Genomic DNA, 21726 nt, shown 5'->3' with positions numbered 1-21726 from the left:
TAATTCAAGAGGAATGTGCGAATAAAGTGAAATAACCGTAAATCCAATTTAAAAATCATGGATTCACGGTTATTTGTCATGTTTACTTTGAAAAGTGCACTTTTTTATAATTCGGGCTTACCAAGCATTTAAAGTATGTGGAAAAAGCCCTCAATTTTCTTATCTACTTCATAAAGAATTTGCAGCTTCGAACAATAACAACTAGCATCACTCCCAAATTAGATTTATATTAAAGCATTTAATAATTGATTAAACGAGATAATTTTTTAATAATTTGGGGTAATCAAATTAATTGGGTCGAATTCAATGTTAAAATAAAAATGTGTTAATAAGTTATAGGGGGAGTTAATATGAAAAAACAAACGTACAAATTAGTTGTAATCGTCTTCTTCACTTCACTTCTTTTATTGATGGGTAGTTGTGCTGAAAATGCAGAAACGAATTCCCAAGATGATACTAATAAGACAGAAGAATCAGGTGATACTCCAGAATCCGACAGACTAACTTTTTCATTCAATCATCCTGAAACGGAACAAACGTTTAAGATTATACACGCATATAAACTTTATGAAAACTATGAAGAAAGGGAGTTAAATAACCCAGATGAAAATGACTTAGAATTGTATAAACAAGAAGTAATTGAACCAATTTATGATGATTGTTTTAGCGGTTCAGCATTTCCTTATTCAGAAGAAGAAATATCAACTCTTGCTGAGTCTGCGAATAAATTCGAATTTATACAAGGTATCGCTGACAAAATAGATAGTGAAAAAGTTAACCGTTTAATAGAAGATGCATTAATCAGATCCACCAATCTTTTGTCATCAGATACAAACAAAACCGTGTGTATTTTCCCTGCTACAAGTCTTATACAGTCATCGATGATGGAAACTTTAGGTCCTGAAAATATAATTGTATATCATGACGGCCTTTTGAATGGAGACATTCTTCAAGCTGGAATTGCTCACGAATACCAACATAGCGTTATGTTTGAAAGGACGTTCAATCGATTTGCTGAACTTACTGTACTTGACTATATTATCGATGAAGGCAAAGCAGTAATGTTTGAAAAAATGCTTTATCCTGAATCCAATTTTACAACCGTAAATTATAGTTATAACAACGCTTACTGGTCTAAAGTGGAGCCTTACTTGTACAAAGTTGATTATACTAGAGCATCCGAAATACTTTTTGGTGGAAATGGATTACCGGAATATTATGGGTATAGTGAAGGATATAAAATAGTTAAATCATTTTTAGAGTTAAATCCAGATGTCACAGTAGAACAATGGACAAATTTGACTGCCAAAAAAATATACGAAGAGGGACGTTACGTGGATAATTACAATTAAATTTTACCAATATTTTGATCCGCTTTTTTTAAAAGGGTAGAATTTTCGATGAACAGGTGAAATTGGTTTTGAATTACACCCTTCTCACGATGCCTTCATTTTCTCGTTGTTAAGAACTGAATTGGCTTAAAAATAATTAATCTAAAGGGCGCAAGAGTTAAACAAGATGATAATTTTATAAAAATGCTTAGGGAGAAAAAGAGATGGATTACATAAAACATATACGGTCTTTAGTTGGTCAAGAAAAGTTAATTATGGTAGTTGCTGGAGCTTTTGTATTTGATAAAGATAATCGCTTACTATTACAAAAACGTTCAGATAATCAGAAATGGGGTCTACCTGGTGGTTTTATGGATTTAGGAGAAACCGTTCAAGAAACAGCAAGAAGAGAAGTTTTTGAGGAAACAGGCTTACAATTAGGAAAACTGGATTTATTTGGGATTTATTCAGGTTCCGAGTATGATAAAACGTTTTCTAATGGCGACCAAGTTTCGATGGTTCAAGTGTTATTTAGCTGTAGCGAATACGCAGGAGGTTTAGTTAGCAACAACGCTGAAACATTGAAAAATGAATTTTTTCCACTTGATCAGTTACCAGATAATTTATTTCCTGATCACCAGAGGTTCTTAGAAGATATGTTATCTAAGAAGGAGCGACCAATTATTAGTTAATTTTTGTTGATAACGGGGGGGGATAGTGGCAGGAAGGTGAATCTTAGGCTGCTCTACATGTACAAATTTGTTTAACACCTTGAATATTAGCATATGAAATGCTTTAAAATTTTAAATAGAGATTTGGTTTAAGATAGTGTCTATTAAACGGATGATATTAAAACAGAATTATCAGGAAAAGTAAAAAGTGAACCGAGATATGTATCGTTATTTTCATTAACTGGTGCATGAATACAATAAGGTGAGCTTGTGCTTTCCAAGCTCCTTCTTATGCTGATTCTATTGTTGTATTTTGTACTCTTAACCGATTCTATCAGAAAAAATCCATAAAGATTTTTATGGTTGTTGAAAATTATAGCAGGAGGAAAAAGAGATAAGGTGTGATTATTTGTTCATTATTCCACGCTGCAAATAAATCATTTCTTCGGCAAGTTTTTGGATTCTCTCAGAAATTCGTTCATCTATAATTTCATCACTTTCAATATCAAAGGAATCATTATGGATGAAGACATTGTCAGTTGGGACGAGTCCTTTAAAATAGGAAAGTATAGACCCTAAGTGATATTCTAATACAAGAAAGTGTTTATTCGTCCATCCTGTTGCCACCATTCCTGTCACTTTATTTCTAAATGCGTATTCAGGTAGATGATCAAGCAGGTTCTTTAACGCACCTGATAGAGATGCTTGATAAATAGGTGTGCCGAATACGAGAAAATCAGCAGATAAAATTTTTTGAACAACATTCCAAGTATCTTCATTATATGCTGCTAATGGGAGTCCAACAGCAAATTCAATTTCATAATCTCTAAGATCAACTAATTCTATATCTACAGTCGAGTCATGGCGCCTGGCAGCAGTCAAAACATTATGTACAGCAACGGATGTTTTTTCACCTGCAAGCGCTCCTGATATACCGACAAGTTTCATATCCCCACATCTTTTCAACTAAAATTTCATGAGACTTCGTGTCCTCATATAATTGTTTTATATAAACATGATACATTTAAAATCTATTATCTCATTTTGGATTGCCCGTGGTCAATAGCCGGTCAGGTAATCATTACCAAATTTAATTGAACTATCGGGATGTGATCTTCTAAGAAGGGAAGAACAGAAGTTATGAAAGATACGGGGGATGTTTTGTGTAATAAGACGTTAAAAAAAATTAGAAAGAATGGTGAGATTATGATACTAAAGTCTGAACTGGAAAATTTAGATACAACTTTACAACATAGCAATTTAGATCAACTTATTGATAGAATGTTGGATAATATAGGCTCAGTTGATTCCGAACTGAGGGATACACTAATTTTTAATACATTTGGGAGTCTAATTTTAGAAGATTATTTAACTAAAAAACAAATGGAACATATTCTTGAGGATTGCTTAAGTTACTTGTTTTTGGATATAGGTCAAAAAGAAAGTGACTCCGTATTTACTCGTTCTTTTTCCGCTTTAGTTATTGGACTAATCTTAGAAAAAGACAGGCAACAACGGTTCCTATCAGATGATGTGTTAATACAGGTATTTGAGGAAAGCATTACATACCTTAGACTTGAAAATGATATTCGTGGCTATGTGAAGGGAAAGGGATGGGCACATAGTATTGCACACGGAGCAGATTTATTAACAGAGGCCATACGTCATCCACATTTTAACATTGTTTTATCTTCCAAATGTCTTGAAATAATCAAAATATGTTTATTCAAAGAAAGCACAAGTGAAGCGCCATATGTTGATGATGAAGAGGAAAGACTTATATTTGCAGTTGAAGCCCTTATGGAGAAAGGATTAACTGATAGTGATATTGCTATTTGGGTATTATCAATTTCAAATGAACTGAAGGAACTACTAGAAAATGAAGGTTATCGTTTAAGCTTCTTTTGGAAGAGGACCAATGTTGTTAACTTTTTACGAGGTTTTTATTTTCGACTACTGTACAAAAATGATTGTCTAAAGTTACAAGACAAAATAGTAAATATTTTAGAACAGTGGCATAACAAATTGTACAATCTAGATCAGTGAAAGAGAAATTGTTATAGTAAAGTTTGAGAAGAGATGTGCTTAAAATAAATGCTGAAAACGTTTAATAAGGCAGTCGCTTCTTATAGATTACTTGAAAAACGGTATGCTAAGGGGGAAATGCAATGATAGGAAAGTCAGTCTACTTAAGACCTATAATGAAAGAAGATATGTGGAGTTTCCACCAGGCGGTTCAAGATGAAGAAATAAGGTATATGACAGGAACAATGAATACCTTTACAATCGAGCAATTGTATGAACATTATGAGCAAATTAGCACAGATAAAACACGCTATGATTTTTCCATTTGTTTAGTAAATGGGGATGGGTTAATTGGTGATTTATCCGTCTTAGAAATAGATGAGAATAACAAAAAAGCTGGCTTTAGAATTGCATTACATAAGCGAGATTATTTAAATAAAGGGTACGGTACGGAAGCTGTTCAATTAGCGTTACAATTTTCATTTGAAAACCTTAATTTGAATCGGTTACAACTTGAAGTCTTTTCACATAACATACGTGGTATTAAATCATATGAAAAGGCAGGATTTAAAAAAGAAGGAATTATAAGAGAGTCCCTTTACATAAAAAATCAATATTCAGATGAAATTATAATGGGTATGTTGCAAAAAGAGTATGTTGAACGTAATAATGCAATGAAAACTTGATAGTTGTTATTTAGCGACTGGATTTAATGGAAGAAGAAGTATTAAAATTTGTACAAAAAAAATAAATATATCACATTTCGAGGGTAGTATGATGAGAAATAAATTAGCTTACTTAGGTTTTCTTGGTTTTTGGGATTTTTGGGTTTTTATTACCTTTTTGAAGGTGCTCAATTTATGTTTGGATTTTTCGGTTTCTTCTTTTATGCAAAGATTGTACCAGATGAATTATTTCTTCTACATTTCCGAAAAGCGGCAACAAAAGCTTTCTTTGTAGGTGGCATTGTTATGGCACCAATCATAGTTATATCCTTCGCAATTGAGAGTTCTGCTTGGTTGAGATTGTGCCTCACGATTCCTTTCTTCGTCTCAATGGCGATATTTGTGATTAGTTTGGCGGTATTTGAGTAAAGGGAAAAGAAAGGGCTAGAAGAAGATGGCGTTATTAACTAAAATGAAAGAATATAGGGCAAAGCATAAACTTTCACAAGACCAGTTAGCAAAAGCTGTAGGAGTTAGACGGGAGACGATTGGGAATATCGAGAACGGAAAATATAACCCTTCTTTAAAACTAGCTTTTGATATTGCAAAAGTCTTAAAGGTGTCTGTTGAAGAGTTATTTACGTTTGAAGATTAACTCAATTGTGTTTAGATAGCTTCATTATGAGCCAGGAAAATAAGGATTTGCGCATTGACTTGTGGCACGATAGGAGTTTTTGATATAAAACGCCCTGTAAAGGAAAAAGGGTAAAAGCGGTACGACTCTTAGTTATTATCCACTCTAAAAATAAGTGTTTTATTTTTGTCTATGGTAAAATATATAACAAACAGATGATGAATGGATGGTAGATGGATGTCGGAGAATGAGAAAATTACAATTAATATGAATGTCGTTGATTTAGGTAAAATAGATTTATTAGTTGAGCAAGGCTTTTATTCAAATCGTACCGATCTAATTAAAACTTCGATTCGTAATCAGTTATCATCACACTCCAGTGTTATTGATAATGTTATTACAGTAAAATCATACGAAATAGGAATAAATTATTACGATCGCGAAACACTCGAACAAGTATTAGAGCAAAATAAACAATTAGATATTAAAGTAGTAGGAATGTTGGTTCTCAAAGACGATATTGAGGTAGAATTAGCTAAGAAGACTATAAAATCATTAAAGGTTTTAGGCGTATTTAGGGCAAGTCACGAATTAAAAATAGCATTAAAAAAATAGTAGGAATTTGCAGGAATTGTTATCATTTGGTATAGGCATTAAGGATAATTATCCTGGAAAAGTCGATTATAACCGTGTGTTTTTTAATAAAATAAATTTTAAAAGTTGATCACCTTATAATAGGGATCAACTTTTTTAGGTCTGAAAGGAATATTGGTGCTTCTGATATAGATTTGATATAGCGTTTGATCGAATTTTTCTAATTAGCATGAAGTGAATCTATGGAATGGGTTTACTCAAATATATTGTTTAGTATAAACTAAAATTATAGAAATAATTGAACGAATATATGTAAGTTTTTGAAAAGTGTAATTAACCTTATAATATATAGAGGAATTAAAAGCCAATGTAGAATCCACAGAGCCGAGTATCTACAATGATTTTTCTAGTGGAAATCCTACTAAAGAATTGCCACTGTGGTCGAATTACAAAATAGTTTATCAAATTACAGAAAGTTTTATCGAAAATAATCCTGACACCACCATTTTAGAATGGACAAAACTTGATGCAAACGAATTAGTTAAGGATAGTAAATATAGTAATTTACTAGAGTAGATATAGAAGGGATATTAGTGTGTTTTGAAATTATTACAGTAACTGTGCTTTGATTCAACATCGAGGAACTCAAACTGATATTTACAAGGGGTGGCAAAGTGCAATTTGAAAGAATTGATATTAAACAACACCGAGATGAAATAGTTAAATTTCGAAAAGACTCGTTTAAAGTTAGCTTTGGGGATACTTCAACCTTTGGTAGTGAGGAAGACTATCTACGATGGTTAGAAGAGAAAATAGCTGATTTTCCTGAAGGCTTTGTTTTAGTTAAAGAAGACGGAGAATATGTAGGACAACTTGAATTATCAATACGTGAATATAACGGTGAAAACATAGGATATGTAAATTTGTATTATTTAATACCCGAAAAACGTGGGAATGGTAAGGGGAAAGAACTACACAATTATGCAAAGCAGTTTTTTAAAAGAAATAAAGTTGATGCGTATCATCTTAGAGTGTCCCCAACAAATACCTCTGCAATTAAGTTCTATCGCAAAATTGGAATGGAAGAATTCGGACCAGAAGTCGGAGGGAAAGTTATTAGAATGAAGGGGAAATTATAAATCCCACTTGTGCTATTTGGTGCTTTAGCATAATAACAATAGAAAAAATTGGATCTTCCTCAATGAATGCTATTGTGGAAAAGCCTAATTTAGAGAGGTAATGCTTGTTATCTTTCAAAACACTTAACTATGTAAGTTTGCAATTGGAAGATTTTTAGATAGATTAGGAGAGAAAATCTGTGCGAAAAATAACTTTATCAAACGGCAAAACAGTTGAAGTTGAGTGTTTAAGTTGTGCTTTAACAAGTGGTTTGATTGAACCAGACGGTGGTGTTGTACTTGAAACGGAGTATTTTCACGCTCATCAAGATGTTGCGTATCCAATAAAGGGACTAATAATATTAGCTTCTAAACGTCATATCAAATGTTTTGATGAATTAACAGAAGAAGAAAAGATAGATTATATTCAGGTTCTGTCAAAGATTAGGAAGGCTCAAAGAAATGTTTTAGGAATAGAGTACGTTTATTATTTTTACAATGAAGATACAACGCATCATTTTCATACTTGGATGGTTCCAAGATATGATTGGATGTATGAATTTGGTCGCTCAGTGGAATCAGTTAGACCTGTACTTCTTTACGCCCGGAATAAAATGAATTCCAATGTAAATATTCAGGAAGTAACGGCTGCGATTGACTTATTAACTAGGGAATTAAATAGCTGATTTTTCAGTAGATGGTAGTAAATTACCTGAAACCTGTGTTTATGCAATTATATAAATGTAAACGGGTGTGTGAGTTAATTTGAAATAATGAGTTGGAATATCTTTTTATCTATCATTGATGGGGGCATTTGTGGTGCTGGGGGCGACAATCTACGCTAAGAACAACACAATGTTGCACTAATTTGGTGCCAACGTTCAATAAGGAAAATATCAAAATGAGGGATGATTATGGGGGATTTTAACAAATTAGAGCCAGTAAAAGCAGCACAGAAATTTATCGGAAATTATTTTCCGTATTGCGATGGAGCATTATTGGCAGGAAGTGTTGTTCGTGGTGAAGCGACAATAACATCAGACCTTGATATAGTTATATTTGATAAAGCATATCGTTCTTCTTATAGGGAGTCAGTAATTGAGGATGATTGGCCGATAGAAGTATTTGTACATAACCTGAATTCTTACAAAGACTATTTTAAAAGTGATTATAAACGAGCTAGGCCGTCACTGCCTCGAATGGTATCAGAAGGAATAATACTTAAAGATAATGGGGTAATTGACTCTATCAAATGTGAAGCAAAAGAATTATTATCCAAAGGTCCAGAAAAGTGGTCAACTGAAATAATAAATACGAAGCGATACTTTATTACGGATACCATTGATGACTTTATTGGTTGTAATAATAGAGCAGAAGGAATCTTCATTGCTAATACACTTGCTGAACTTGTTAGTGAATTTGTATTAAGAACGAATAATAGATGGATTGGTACTTCTAAATGGATAATACGTTCGATAAGAGATTATGATACAAGCTTTGCGGAACAATTTGTTGAAGCCTTTGATATATTTTATAGAGATGGCGCAAAGGATGACGTTATCCAATTAGTTGATGAAATTTTGTATCCCTATGGAGGAAGATTATTTGATGGTTTTTCTTTAGGTAAGAAATAACTGCGATTAAATGAACTGGTGCGTTAATATAAATAAACAATGAAATTATTGTACAAAAGAGTTAAAGAAAGAGGGATAATATAATGTATCCAATATCTTTATTTATTATTGGTATCATTGGTTTTTTGATAAGTATACTATTTACGATTTACATATTTAAGAAGAATAATGTTAAAGGTAAAGCTACTCTACCCTCATTATTTATGTTGATTTCTACTCTTTGTTATCTACTTTTTTATGCCTTTGGAATTTTTGAATTATCCTACACTATTAGTATTTCTATCCTTATATTCGCTTTTTTGTTTACGTTGGTGTCATTCGTTTCAAACCTACTCCTATTAAAAAATAAATGAAATAGTAATAAATAAAGGCAGTGGCGTAACTGTACATTGATGAGGAGGTTTTATTATGATTCTCCTCACTTATTAGTTGCCAAATCAAACCATTTACAAATAAAATATATATAGAATATTCAGGAAGGGGGACTTGGATGCTCTATTTAAATCCAGAAAGTTATGTGTTAAAACCATCATTTGCTACGATCCATTGTGAACCAAATTGGAAATGGAGAAAAAGGGACAAACCAATGCCAAACTATGATTTATTTTATGTTTGGAGTGGTGAAGGTGAATTAGTATTAAATGGAAAACCTTACAAGATAGGAAAAGGTCACTGCTTTTTATTTAAGCCAGGTGACGAAACGACGGCAACACATAATCCTCAAAATCCTCTCGTATTAACTTATATTCATTTTGATGTTCTGGAAACACTTCGATTGATACCTTCTTCGTACCGGATTATCGAAAACACAATTAATTTTGAATCATTATTAGCGCAATATGTTCGATTGTTTCTAGTGGAATCATATGGTGCAGAAATCGAGGCAAAGCTAATTTTGAAGCAATTAATGATCCATCTTCTTAGAGAAGAGCTAGAAAAGAAAGAACAGTTGGAAAGTACGAGTAATAACTTGTTCGAGACCATTCGTGAAATTGCCAACTATATTAAGCAACACCCTGGAAAGCCACATACAATTGAAAGTTTAGCTGCCCGTGCGAATCTATCAGAACGATATTTCTCTCAAAAATTCAAAGAAATTATTGGGCAGACGGTAAAGTCCTATATTGTATATTCTCGAATTAAACGGGCAGAGCATTTACTACACTTTACAGGGATGTCGGTAACTGAAACGGCATCAGCACTTGGTTATAATGATTTGCATTTTTTTAGTAGACAATTTAAAAAATACACCGGAAAAAACCCTTCCGAAATACGTTAAAGGTTACCAAGCTAAGTTTCTTGGTAACCTTTTTTATGCCTAAATTCTCTACAAAAAGTACAAATATTTAATGAGATAGTCTAAATCAGTATTATTTCTTACATGATATGATAAAAAAAATAGAAATAAGGAAACAAATTGCTAAAATGGACAATTTATACAAAAAGTACAAATATTTAAACAATTAATCTAAATAAATATATTGATTTACATGATAATATGGGAATATTCTAAAAGATGATTAAACCAAAGGAGGATAAGAGATGCAACGGTGGACAGCAGAAAATCAGGGGATGTATGATTCCAGTTTAGAGCATGATGCTTGTGGTATTGCAATGCTTGCCAATATAAATGGAAATCGAACACACACCATTGTAAACCAAGCCTTAACTGCATTAGAAAGACTGGATCATCGAGGTGGACATGGGGATGATAGTCGCTTAGGAGACGGAGCGGGAATCTTAACGCAAATCCCACATAAATTATTTGAATTAGAATGGGGGAAAGTTGGAAAGCAACTTGTAGACGCAGGAATGTACGGAGTTGGAATGTTTTTCCTTCCATCAAATGAAACGGATAGAAAACGGTGTGAAGACATTATTGAAAACATGATCGAGAAGGAAAATATAACGTTATTCGGTTGGAGGACGGTACCAACGGATGATTCAGACCTACCGCTAAAGGCAATAGAAACACAACCAGTAGTAAGACAGGTATTCGTTTTATCGCCATATGACAAGTGTGAAGATATAAGGTTTGAAAGAAAACTATATGAGATTCGTAAAAAGATAGAGCAGGAACTTATCATTGCTGGATTCAGGAAAGATGACGCTTTTCATCTTGTTAGTTTTTCAGCAAGAACAGTGATATATAAAGGGTTATTACTTCCAAAACAATTGAGAGATTATTTCATTGATTTAAACCATACATTCTATGAATCCTCTATGGCGATGGTACATAATCGCTTTAGTACCAATACTTTTCCAAGCTGGCACCGGGCACAACCGAATCGATATATCATGCATAACGGTGAAATTAATACAATTAATGGAAATGTAAATTGGATGAATGCAAGGGAAGCATTATTTAAAACGGATGTATTAGATATAGAGCATCTAAGGCCAATTGTTGATCTAGACGGTAGTGACTCAGCAATGTTTGATAATACATTAGAGTTTCTCGTATTATCTGGCTGGTCCGTGTCACATGCCATGATGATGATGATTCCTGAAGCATGGAACAATAATGAGCTAATGGATGAAGGGAAAAAGGCATTTTATCAATATCATAGTACCCTGATGGAACCATGGGATGGCCCAGCAGCAATGGTATTTACAGATGGTAAGCAGATCGGGGCATGTTTGGATAGAAATGGGTTAAGGCCAGCCCGGTATATGATAACGGAAGATGATTTCATTTGTGTTGCCTCTGAAGTGGGTGTTGTCGATATCCCAGAGGAAAAAATCATATGCAAAGATCGTTTAAAACCTGGACAAATGCTGTTAATAGATTTAGAAGAAGGCCACCTATATGATGATGAAGAAATCAAACAACGTATTGTATCCGAAAGACCCTATGAAAAGCTCGTAGAACAAAACATCATTCCTCTAGAAAACCTTCCTAAGAATATACTTCAACGTAAGGATATGGAAGGAAAGGAAATGTCTACTTTACGTAAGCAGTCGGTATTTGGCTATACAAATGAAGAATGGGAAAAAGTAGTAAAACCAATGGCACTTCATGGTAAGGAACCAACTGGCTCCATGGGTTACGACGGTCCACTCGCAGTATTATCAGAAAAGCCACAGCTTTTATTCAACTATTTTAAACAAAAATTTGCACAAGTAACGAATCCGCCGATCGATGCAATACGTGAAGAGTCAATTACCTCTGTTGAAGTTATGTTAGGTTCAAATGGAAATTTACTCCATCCTACAAAGGAATATAAAAAAATACGTCTGAAAACCCCAATTCTATCGGGCTCTGATATGCATAAATTACAGAATTTACAAACAAGTGACTGGAAAACAATTTCTATTTCAACTCTATTCCCTGTTGAGGGATATTTGCAGAAAGCATTGGACGAATTGTTGCAAATGGTAGATAGCGAGGTAGCAAACGGGAGCAACATTATTATCCTTAGTGACCGTAAAGTAAATAAAGAAAATGTAGCTATTCCTTCATTGCTTGCAGTGTCTGCGGTACATCATCATTTAATTCACACGGGGTACCGTAGTAAAGTCAGTTTGATTGTTGAATCAGGAGAACCGAGAGAAGTTCACCATTTCGCCGCATTACTTGGTTATGGGGCAAACGCTATTCATCCTTATCTTGTTTATGAATCCTTTCAAAAGCTAGTGGAAGAAAATGAATTTAAATTTACATTTCATGAGGTATCCAATAACTATGTGAAGGCAGTCACAAAGGGTATATTAAAAATACTATCCAAAATGGGTATCTCCACGATTCAAAGTTATATTGGGGCACAAATATTTGAAGCGCTTGGAATTAGTAAGGAGGTCATTGATCGTTATTTTCCAAGAACATCGTCAAAAATCGGTGGTTTGACATTAGCAGATATTTCAAAAGAAACGCGCGTACGCCATACACAAGCGTATCGGTCAATAGACGCTAAATTAGAAACAGGGTCAGATTTCCAGTGGCGGCATGACGGTGAAAAGCATCTGTATCAACCTAAAACGATCCACACGTTGCAGCAGGCGGTTCGTACAGGAAACTATGATTTATATAAAAAATATAGCAACTTATTAAACGAAGAATTGAGCCAACAGACGACATTGCGGGGATTACTAGATTTTAAACCTAAAAGGAAGCCCATTCCAATTGAAGAAGTGGAATCAATTGAATTCATTTTAAAAAGGTTTAAGACGGGGGCAATGTCATTCGGGTCCATTAGCAAAGAAGCCCACGAAGCATTAGCAATTGCAATGAACCGAATTGGTGGGATGAGCAATAGTGGTGAAGGTGGCGAAGATCCGGAACGATTCATTCCACTTGAAAATGGCGATTCAAAATGTAGCAAAATAAAACAAGTAGCATCAGGAAGATTTGGGGTAACGAGTCATTACCTTGTGAATAGTGAAGAAATCCAAATTAAAATGGCTCAAGGGGCAAAGCCTGGTGAAGGTGGACAATTGGCAGGACATAAAGTAACAGCCGAAGTGGCTAAAACAAGAGGAGTAACGCCTGGTATTGAGTTGATTTCCCCGCCACCACATCATGATATATATTCCATTGAGGACTTGGCACAGCTTATTTATGATCTTAAAAATGCAAATCCGAAAGCAAGAATCAATGTGAAACTCGTGTCAGCCGCTGGAGTTGGAACGATTGCAGCAGGTGTAGCAAAAGCGAAAGCAGATGTCATTTTAATTAGTGGATATGACGGTGGCACTGGAGCAGCATCACGTTCAAGTATTAAACATACAGGTATGCCTTGGGAATTAGGACTTGCCGAAGCAGAACAGACCTTAAAACGTAATGGTTTAAGGAAGAAAGTAACATTGGAAACAGACGGAAAAATGATGAACGGCCGAGATGTTGTTATTGCTGCTCTCCTTGGTGCAGAGGAATACGGATTTTCAACATTACCCCTTGTTGCGCTCGGCTGTGTGATGATGCGTGTTTGCCATTTAGATACTTGTCCTGTCGGTATTGCAACACAAAATCCGATACTCCGCAAAAATATGGTCGGTACTGCTGATCAGGTTGTTTATTTAATGCAATTTATTGCAGAAGAAATTCGGGAATATATGGCGGAGTTAGGCTTTAGAACCTTAGATGAGATGATTGGACGCACTGATTTATTAGAACAAAAACAAACCGATCACTGGAAAGCACAGAAGCTCGATTTATCAGCTATTATCCAATACCAGGAATCTAAAGAGCAACTGAAGGTAGAGCAAGATCATGAATTGGAACAAACATTAGACTGTCGTGAATTGTTACCAATGTATGATGAAGCCTTAACGACATCCGAACGAATGAATGCGACATTGCCAATTCGTAATACTAATCGCTCTGTTGGAACACGACTTGGAAGTGAAATTTCTAGTCGATTTGGTGTAGATGGATTAGCTGAAGATAGAATAAAGCTTGCTTTTAATGGGTCTGCTGGACAGAGTTTTGGAGCTTTTTTACCAAAAGGAGTAACACTTCATTTAGAAGGAGATGCCAATGACTATGTTGGGAAAGGATTATCTGGTGGCAAACTGATTATTAACCCTTCACGGAAATCAACTCTCTGTGCAGAGGAAAATATTATCGTTGGTAATGCAATATTTTACGGAGCAACTGATGGAAAAGGCTATATTCGAGGTGTAGCCGGAGAAAGATTTTGTGTAAGAAATAGTGGTGCGAATGTTGTTGTAGAGGGAATTGGCGATCATGGCTGTGAGTACATGACTGGTGGAAGAGCCATTATTCTTGGAGAAGTGGGTAAAAACTTTGCTGCTGGAATGTCAGGGGGAATTGCCTATGTCCTTGCTCCCGAACGAGAGTTATTTCAGAAAAAGTGTAATCAAGAACTTGTATTTATAGAAGCAATAGAAGATAAAGAAGAAATCCGTTTTCTTAAAAAGGAAATTACAAAGCACTATCAATATACACAAAGCACTGTCGCTCGCGAAATATTGGAAAGTTGGGACTATCATTTATCCCAATTTATCCGAGTCATTCCAAAAGAATACAGGAGAATTCTTACAGAACAACAGCAAGATCGGTTTTTACAGGTACAGTTAAATCTTTAATTGGAGGTTATAGAGATGGGAAACATAACCGGATTTATGGAACATCAAAAGGTTCCGCTACACTACCGAGATCCAATGGAAAGGATCAAAGATTGGAATGAAATTGCCACCCTTCCTACTGAAGAAATACTAAGGGAGCAAGCATCACGCTGCATGGATTGTGCGGTTCCCTTTTGTCAAGATGGGACACAGCTAGCAGGCATGACGACAGGGTGTCCAGTTTATAACTTAATACCAGAATGGAATGATCTGGTTTATAAAGGTAGGTGGAAAGAGGCTTATCATAGACTAAGCAGGACGAACCCTTTTCCCGAATTTACTGGACGTGCATGTCCTGCTCCTTGTGAAGGGGGCTGCGTCGCAACGCTTGCAACGGATTCGGTCACCATTAAAAATATTGAGCGTGCGATTATTGATAAAGCATTTGAAGAAGGATGGGTTCAGCCGAACATTCCGAAACATCGAACAGGCAAAAAGGTTGCCGTCATTGGTTCTGGTCCTGCAGGTTTAGCTTGTGCATCGGTTTTAAACCAACACGGACATCAGGTAACTGTATATGAACGCGCAGATCGTATAGGAGGCTTATTAACATACGGAATCCCGAAAACAAAAATTGAACAATATGTTGTTGATCGCAGAATTCGATTAATGGAAGAAGAGGGAATAGCGTTTGTTACAAATACAGAAGTTGGTAAACAATTGCAGATGGATCAATTACATTCCGAAAATGATGCAGTTATCCTTTGTATTGGTTCTACAAGGCCAAGAGATTTGAACATCCCTGGTAGAAATCAGAAGGGAATCCATTTTGCGATGGATTACTTACATCAAAATACGAAAAGTTTACTAGATTCTAATTTTGCTGATGAGGAATTTATTAATGCCGAGGGGAAAGATGTCATTGTTATCGGAGGAGGAGATACAGCAACAGACTGTGTTACAACTGCCGTTCGGCAAAATTGTAAGAGTCTCGTCCAGTTTGATATTTATCCTATTCGTCCAACGAAGCGGGCAGAGGATAATCCATGGCCGCAGTATCCAGTTATTCATAAAGTTGATACTGGCCAGGAGGAAGCAAAACACGTATTCGGTAATGACCCGAGGGCATTTGCAACCACAGCTCAGGGCTTTACTTCCGATAAATATGGAAATATAACAGGTGTAAAAAGTGTGAATATTAAAACGAAATTTAATGAAAAAGGCGAAAAAATAAGAGATATAGTTCCAGGAACTGAAAAAATATGGTCAGCTCAATTAGTACTACTTGCTATCGGCTTCAGTGGTCCTGAAACAGGATTGATAAAGCAAACAAAAGTAGCATTAAATAATCAATCAAACATCAAAGTAAAAAAAGATACATTTCAAACAGATGAAGAAGGTATCTTTGCTGCAGGGGATGCGCGCACAGGTGCTAGCTTAATTGTTTGGGCAATTCAAGAAGGAAAAGAAGCTGCGATGGAGTGCCATCATTATCTCATGAGAAATGTATCATAACAGTTGGAGGAATTCACATGATGAAGACAGATTATATACAACAGCTATTTGCAGATCGTATTGGGGGATCTGAATTCGGATTAAAAGAGGAAATATACAAATTTGAAAAAATTAAAAGAGCAAAAAAAGTAGCAATACAAATAAAGCCAGAAACGGAATTAATCGATCTAGGTGTTGGCGAACCAGATGCAATGGCTGACGAAGCGGTCGTAAGAAAATTAGCGGAAGAAGCATACAAACCAGAAAATCGTTTCTATGCTGACAACGGAATAGAGGAATTTAAGCAAGCAGCAGCAATTTATATGGAAAATGTCTTTGGTGTAGATCATCTTCAGCCAGAAACGGAAATTAACCATGCGATCGGTTTAAAATCAGCATTGTCCATGTTACCGACTGCATTTATTAATCCAGGTGATATTACGATTATGCCAACACCAAATTATCCAGTTATCGGTACGCATACAGAATATTTAGGTGGAGAGGTGGTTCATTTACCCCTACTTGAGGAAAATGCCTTTCTTCCAAAAATTGATTCATTGCCGAGTAGTGTTTTGAAAAGGGTAAAATTACTATATTTAAATTATCCGAATAACCCAACAGGGGCAGTGGCAACAAAGGAATTCTTTGAAGAAGTAGTCCATTTTGCTAAAAAACATGAATTAATTGTTATTCATGATGCGGCATATGCCTCACTCGTTTTTGATAGTGAAAAGCCACTGAGCTTCTTATCCATCCCAGGTGCAAAGGATGTAGGGATCGAGCTTCATTCCTTATCAAAATCTTTTAATATGACCGGCTGGAGGATTGGTTTTGTGGCTGGGAACGCTAAGCTTATTTCTGCATTTAAGGCTGTAAAGGATAATTATGATTCTGGTCAATTTATTCCAATCCAGAAAGCAGCAGCCTATGCCTTATCGCAACCAGAAATTACAGAACAGACGGCAGCTAAATATTCAAGGCGCCACACATCGCTAGTAAAGGTATTACGTGCGAGCGGGTTTCATGTGGAAAAGCCAAAAGGATCATTTTTCTTATATACACGAATTCCAAAAGGAGTTGTAGATGGACCTGCATTTCAGTCAGCAGAAGAATTTAGCCAATATTTAATAAAAGAATTTCTAATATCCACTGTCCCGTGGGATGATGCAGGAGCCTACATTCGCTTTTCCGTTACATTTCAAGCAGATGGGTTAAAGGATGAACAACGTATCCTGGACGAAATTAAATCTAGATTAAGTACTGTAAGTTTTATCTTTTAAGGAGGGGGAAGAAATGAAGTTTACTAAGATGCATGGCCTGGGAAACAACTATATCCTATTTGACCAGGTGGGCTATCCAGAAAACATCTTACAGGAACAGGACTATCCAGAACTTTCAAGGAAGATTTCTGATGTTAATTTCGGCATTGGCTCTGATGGAATTATTCTCATATGCTCATCAGAAAAGGCTGATTTTAAAATGAGAATATTTAATGAAGATGGTTCAGAAGCGAAGAATTGTGGAAATGGCTTACGCTGTGTAGCGAAGTTCCTATATGACAATCAGCATGTTACATCCCCTCATTTTACAATCGAAACCTTGGGTGGAATTGTAAGTGTCGTTGTGGAAGTTGATAATAATAAAGATGTAGAGTATGTCACCGTGGATATGGGAGAACCGAAACTACTTAAAGGAATGATTCCAATGGAAGGAGATCCATTTACCCTGACCGTTAATGAATCGTATACCTTTGGTGAAGAGATGTATAAACTGACCTGCTTATCGATGGGTAATCCACACGCAATCATGTTTGTTGATAATGTCCATGACGTAGCCCTAGAAGAAATTGGGCCAAAGATAGAATATTCTAGTGTCTTTCCAGAACGTGTAAATGTAGGTATCGTTCATGTGAAAAATCGTAAGGAAATCGATTATCGGGTATGGGAGCGGGGGTCAGGAATTACAATGGCCTGTGGAACAGGTGCCTGTGCTTCAGTCGTTGCAGCTACAATAAATAATTTGCTTGACCAAAATCAAGCCATACTTGTTCATCTCCCAGGAGGTAATCTATCCATCAGATGGGATGAACAAGGGCATGTATGGATGCGAGGAGAAGCTTCTTATATATGCCATGGAGAATTAGAGCATGTTTTTAATTAATCTTAATTAGGGGGAAGGATCAAATGAACAGAGAAGAAATTTTAGAAATGGTGAAGGAAAATAATGTTCATTATATTCGTCTACAATTTACTGATTTATTTGGGACGATAAAAAATGTAGAGATACCTGTTAGTCAGTTAACAAAAGCGCTTGACAATAAAATGATGTTTGATGGTTCATCTATTGAGGGGTTTGTTCGAATAGAAGAATCGGATATGTATTTATATCCCGATTTAGATACCTTTGTTATCTTCCCTTGGTCTTCAGAAAAAGGGAAAGTTGCTCGCTTTATCTGTGATGTATATCATCCAGACGGCACACCATTTGAAGGGGATCCTCGTAACAATTTAAAACGTGTCCTGAAAGAGATGGAGGAACTTGGATTTACCAATTTCAATGTTGGTCCAGAACCTGAATTTTTCTTATTCAAACTGGATGAAAAAGGCGAACCAACACTTGAATTGAATGATCATGGTGGTTATTTTGATCTGGCTCCAACGGATTTAGGGGAGAACTGTAGACGTGACATTGTATTAGAACTGCAAGAATTAGGATTTGATATTGAGGCTTCCCACCATGAAGTTGCACCTGGGCAACATGAAATAGATTTTAAATATCAAGATGCTTTAAAAGCTTGTGATGATATTCAAACATTTAAGCTAGTAGTAAAGACAATTGCTCGAAAGCATGGTCTACACGCCACCTTTATGCCGAAACCATTGTTCGGTGTTAATGGATCTGGCATGCACTGTAACCTAAGTTTATTTAGAGGGGCTGAAAATGCTTTTTATGATCCAAATGGGACGCTCGAAATCAGTAATACAGCTCGTAACTTTTTGGCAGGTATATTAAAACATGCCAGGAGTTTTACAGCTATTACTAATCCAACGGTAAATTCTTATAAAAGATTAGTTCCAGGGTATGAAGCGCCATGTTACGTGGCATGGTCAGGAAGAAATCGGAGTCCACTGATTCGTATTCCAGCTTCACGTAAATTAAGTACCCGTGTAGAAGTGCGTAGTGTTGATCCATCTGCAAATCCGTATTTGGCATTGGCGGTATTATTGGCTGCGGGATTAGATGGAATTAAAAATAAGGAGGCAGCTCCAGAACCGATTGACCAAAATATTTATGCGATGTCGCCCGCACAGCGTAAAGCGGTCGGTATTGATGATCTACCTGCTACATTAGCCCAGGCGCTTGATTATCTAAAGGAAGACGAAGTGATGAAGCATGCTTTAGGTAGCCATTTATTTGAGCACTTTGTCGAGGCGAAAGAAATTGAATGGGACCTGTTCCGTACACAAGTCCATCCATGGGAACGTGAACAGTATATGAAACAATATTAATTATTCTATGGTAAAGCGAATTGCTGTGTTGTGTGATTCCACTCTAGCAGTTTGCGACTCATAGAGTAGAGCCTGAGTGCCTGAATGAGGTGGAAATGTGTCAATGTCAATAATCCTTTATAAAACATTCTAAAAGTAATTAGATTAGGGAGGAATTTGGATGGAAGATTTATATTTAATCAATAGTCTTTGGATCATACTTGGTGCTATTTTAGTTATTTTCATGCAAGGTGGATTTATACTGCTGGAAGCTGGCTCAACTAGAATGAAGAATGCTGGTCATGTTTCTGGAAAGACCATCTTTTCATTCGGTATTTCATCAATCGTATTTTGGGCCATTGGCTACGGATTTATATTTGGCGCAGATGGAAACTTCTTCGTAGGCATGTCTGACTTCTTCTATTCAGGGGCTGAAGTAGAGGGAAGCTCTTATTCACAAAGTGCCTTCTTCGTCTTTCAACTTGCATTCGCTGGAATCTCTTTAGCTATTGCATTTGGTGGATTCGCGGAGAGAGCTAAGCTTTCTGTTTACCTCTTGTTTGCTCTTCTATTTTCAGCGATTGTTTATCCCGTTGTTGCTCACTGGATATGGGGTGGTGGTTGGTTAGCGGAACACGGGAAACAAGATTTCGCTGGATCAACGGTCGTTCATTTAACTGGTGCAATGGCTGCATTAGCAGCTACTATTCTATTAAAACCAAGAATTGGGAAATACAATGCGAATGGTACCGCGAATAATTTAAGTGGACATAATCAAGTATACACCGCTTTAGGTGTTCTCATATTATTCGTTGGTTGGTTTGGATTTAATGCTGCTAGTACGTTAGGCGTAGAAGGTGGATTCTTTGCTTTTGTTGCTTTAAATACGGCTTTAGCAGCAGCTGCTGGAGCAATTAGTGCGTTACTTATTTCATGGGTTGTATTAGGTAAATCTGATATCCCTACAATGTTAAATGGAACATTAGCCGGATTAGTCGCTATTACAGCATCTTGTGCTTTTGTTGAAACATGGGCATCTGTTATCATTGGTTTTATTGCTGGTATATTGGTTTTCTATAGTGCAAGATTTTTTGAAAAACGTAAAGTAGATGACCCAATATATGCTCTCTCTGTTCATGGCCTAGCAGGTGTATGGGGAACATTATCAACAGGTTTCTTTGCCACTCCAGAGCTCGCAACAGTCGGTCAGGCCGGACTATTTTATGGTGGAGGATTCACGCAACTTGGCGTTCAAGCAATGGGTGTTGCTGTATCTGCTGCCTATGCATTTGGAATTTCCTTTGTTATCCTACTAGTCCTGAAAAAAGTGTTAAATGGACTAAGGGTAACGGAAGAAGATGAGTTAATTGGATTAGATATGAGTGAACATGGTAGCTACGGATATCCTGAAGCATTCGAAAGAAATAATTCTAAATTGAAAGAAATGGAAACAGTTTTACCAAACATAATGGACCCCTCGCGCCTAGTCAAGGATTAAAGGAAGTGGATAACATAAAGAGACAACATTCCTCCTATCCATCTTTAATAAATCGGCATGACCAAAAAGCTGTAACTTATCAATCTAGTATTGATAAGTTACAGCTTTTTCATGAAGAAGGCATTCGAAATCTCGTAGAAGAAATGAAATCAGATTTAAAAAGATCCCCCCATCGGAAGTACTCATGTACCTTTACCAATTCGCTCAAAATGAATATTTAGGAAGATATTGAAAAGATATATTATTATATATGAAACATACAGACAGTAGATATCGTTTAAGTAATATATGTTATTGTTTTAATAATTTGATCGTTTTAATCGTTATAGTATTTCGAATACTAATGTTATCGCCAAGAGACATGTATAAATGTAGAGGAGGTTCTACTTTGATTGTAGATATGTACAAACGGCGCGAAACACTTGGTTGTATTTCGCAAGTGAAAAGTGAGCCATTTCGCAAGTTAATTTTGAGCCACTTTATCAGCACTTGTTTTTATCCATTCTTCGGTTTCTTTCATTCTAAAAGAAGGACCATTCATGTTTAA

The 21726-nt window shown here is 35.9% G+C and carries 18 protein-coding genes; 17 read left to right on the top strand and 1 reads right to left on the bottom strand.

Annotated elements, in window-relative coordinates; all coding sequences use genetic code 11:
* The first annotated feature begins 350 nt into the window (after positions 1-350).
* Positions 351-1352, top strand: coding sequence for a DUF2268 domain-containing putative Zn-dependent protease (locus D8M05_RS18345; protein ID WP_121134425.1), 1002 nt, complete (start codon positions 351-353; stop codon positions 1350-1352).
* A gap of 203 nt (positions 1353-1555) precedes the next feature.
* Positions 1556-2023, top strand: coding sequence for an NUDIX hydrolase (locus D8M05_RS18340; protein ID WP_121134423.1), 468 nt, complete (start codon positions 1556-1558; stop codon positions 2021-2023).
* Positions 2024-2407: 384 nt separating this feature from the next.
* On the opposite strand, the gene D8M05_RS18335 is transcribed toward D8M05_RS18340, so the two are convergent.
* Positions 2408-2950: an NADPH-dependent FMN reductase gene (locus D8M05_RS18335; protein ID WP_121134421.1), complete on the bottom strand. Its 543-nt coding sequence runs from the start codon at positions 2948-2950 to the stop codon at positions 2408-2410.
* 192 nt (positions 2951-3142) lie between these two features.
* Between D8M05_RS18335 and D8M05_RS18330 the strand changes: the two genes are divergently transcribed.
* The 15 genes from D8M05_RS18330 (at position 3143) to D8M05_RS18250 (ending at position 21179) form a co-directional block, all read left to right on the top strand.
* Positions 3143-4048 carry a DUF2785 domain-containing protein gene (locus D8M05_RS18330; protein WP_121134420.1) on the top strand — a complete coding sequence of 302 codons (906 nt, stop codon included), beginning with the start codon at positions 3143-3145 and terminating at the stop codon, positions 4046-4048.
* A gap of 122 nt (positions 4049-4170) precedes the next feature.
* Positions 4171-4713: a GNAT family N-acetyltransferase gene (locus tag D8M05_RS18325; protein ID WP_121134418.1), complete on the top strand. Its 543-nt coding sequence runs from the start codon at positions 4171-4173 to the stop codon at positions 4711-4713.
* Positions 4714-4887: 174 nt separating this feature from the next.
* Positions 4888-5121: a hypothetical protein gene (locus D8M05_RS18320; protein WP_465264451.1), complete on the top strand. Its 234-nt coding sequence runs from the start codon at positions 4888-4890 to the stop codon at positions 5119-5121.
* A 25-nt stretch (positions 5122-5146) separates the two neighbouring features.
* The gene (locus D8M05_RS18315) at positions 5147-5347 is read left to right on the top strand and encodes a helix-turn-helix transcriptional regulator (RefSeq protein WP_121134416.1); all 201 of its coding nucleotides are present in this window, start codon (positions 5147-5149) and stop codon (positions 5345-5347) included.
* Between the two features lie 216 nt (positions 5348-5563).
* Positions 5564-5941, top strand: a complete 378-nt coding sequence (locus tag D8M05_RS18310) for a CopG family transcriptional regulator (RefSeq protein WP_121134414.1) — start codon at positions 5564-5566, stop codon at positions 5939-5941.
* A gap of 653 nt (positions 5942-6594) precedes the next feature.
* Complete coding sequence (locus D8M05_RS18300; protein WP_121134410.1) at positions 6595-7059, top strand: GNAT family N-acetyltransferase; 465 nt, start codon at positions 6595-6597, stop codon at positions 7057-7059.
* A 179-nt stretch (positions 7060-7238) separates the two neighbouring features.
* Complete coding sequence (locus tag D8M05_RS18295; RefSeq protein ID WP_121134408.1) at positions 7239-7724, top strand: HIT family protein; 486 nt, start codon at positions 7239-7241, stop codon at positions 7722-7724.
* Between the two features lie 228 nt (positions 7725-7952).
* Complete coding sequence (locus D8M05_RS18290; protein WP_121134406.1) at positions 7953-8672, top strand: nucleotidyltransferase domain-containing protein; 720 nt, start codon at positions 7953-7955, stop codon at positions 8670-8672.
* 490 nt (positions 8673-9162) lie between these two features.
* The gene (locus D8M05_RS18280; protein WP_121134402.1) at positions 9163-9951 is read left to right on the top strand and encodes a helix-turn-helix domain-containing protein; all 789 of its coding nucleotides are present in this window, start codon (positions 9163-9165) and stop codon (positions 9949-9951) included.
* Positions 9952-10214: 263 nt separating this feature from the next.
* Positions 10215-14720 carry a glutamate synthase large subunit gene (gene gltB / locus D8M05_RS18275; RefSeq protein ID WP_121134400.1) on the top strand — a complete coding sequence of 1502 codons (4506 nt, stop codon included), beginning with the start codon at positions 10215-10217 and terminating at the stop codon, positions 14718-14720.
* A gap of 15 nt (positions 14721-14735) precedes the next feature.
* Entirely contained in the window at positions 14736-16214 is a 1479-nt protein-coding gene (locus D8M05_RS18270) for a glutamate synthase subunit beta (RefSeq protein WP_121134398.1), read from the top strand.
* Positions 16215-16231: 17 nt separating this feature from the next.
* Positions 16232-17473: an LL-diaminopimelate aminotransferase gene (locus D8M05_RS18265; RefSeq protein ID WP_121134396.1), complete on the top strand. Its 1242-nt coding sequence runs from the start codon at positions 16232-16234 to the stop codon at positions 17471-17473.
* Positions 17474-17486: 13 nt separating this feature from the next.
* A complete protein-coding gene (gene dapF, locus D8M05_RS18260; RefSeq protein WP_121134394.1) occupies positions 17487-18353 on the top strand; it encodes a diaminopimelate epimerase in 867 nt (288 codons plus the stop codon).
* 23 nt (positions 18354-18376) lie between these two features.
* On the top strand, positions 18377-19702 hold the full coding sequence (glnA, locus tag D8M05_RS18255) for a type I glutamate--ammonia ligase (protein WP_121134392.1): 1326 nt from the start codon (positions 18377-18379) through the stop codon (positions 19700-19702).
* Positions 19703-19862: 160 nt separating this feature from the next.
* Positions 19863-21179, top strand: a complete 1317-nt coding sequence (locus tag D8M05_RS18250) for an ammonium transporter (RefSeq protein ID WP_121134390.1) — start codon at positions 19863-19865, stop codon at positions 21177-21179.
* Positions 21180-21726: the final 547 nt, after the last annotated feature.

The organism is Oceanobacillus bengalensis (assembly GCF_003628445.1).
In the GTDB taxonomy this organism is placed as follows: domain Bacteria; phylum Bacillota; class Bacilli; order Bacillales; family Amphibacillaceae; genus Oceanobacillus; species Oceanobacillus bengalensis.
The sequence above is the reverse complement of the archived record's forward strand: the minus strand, read 5'-3'. Positions and strand labels throughout refer to the sequence as shown.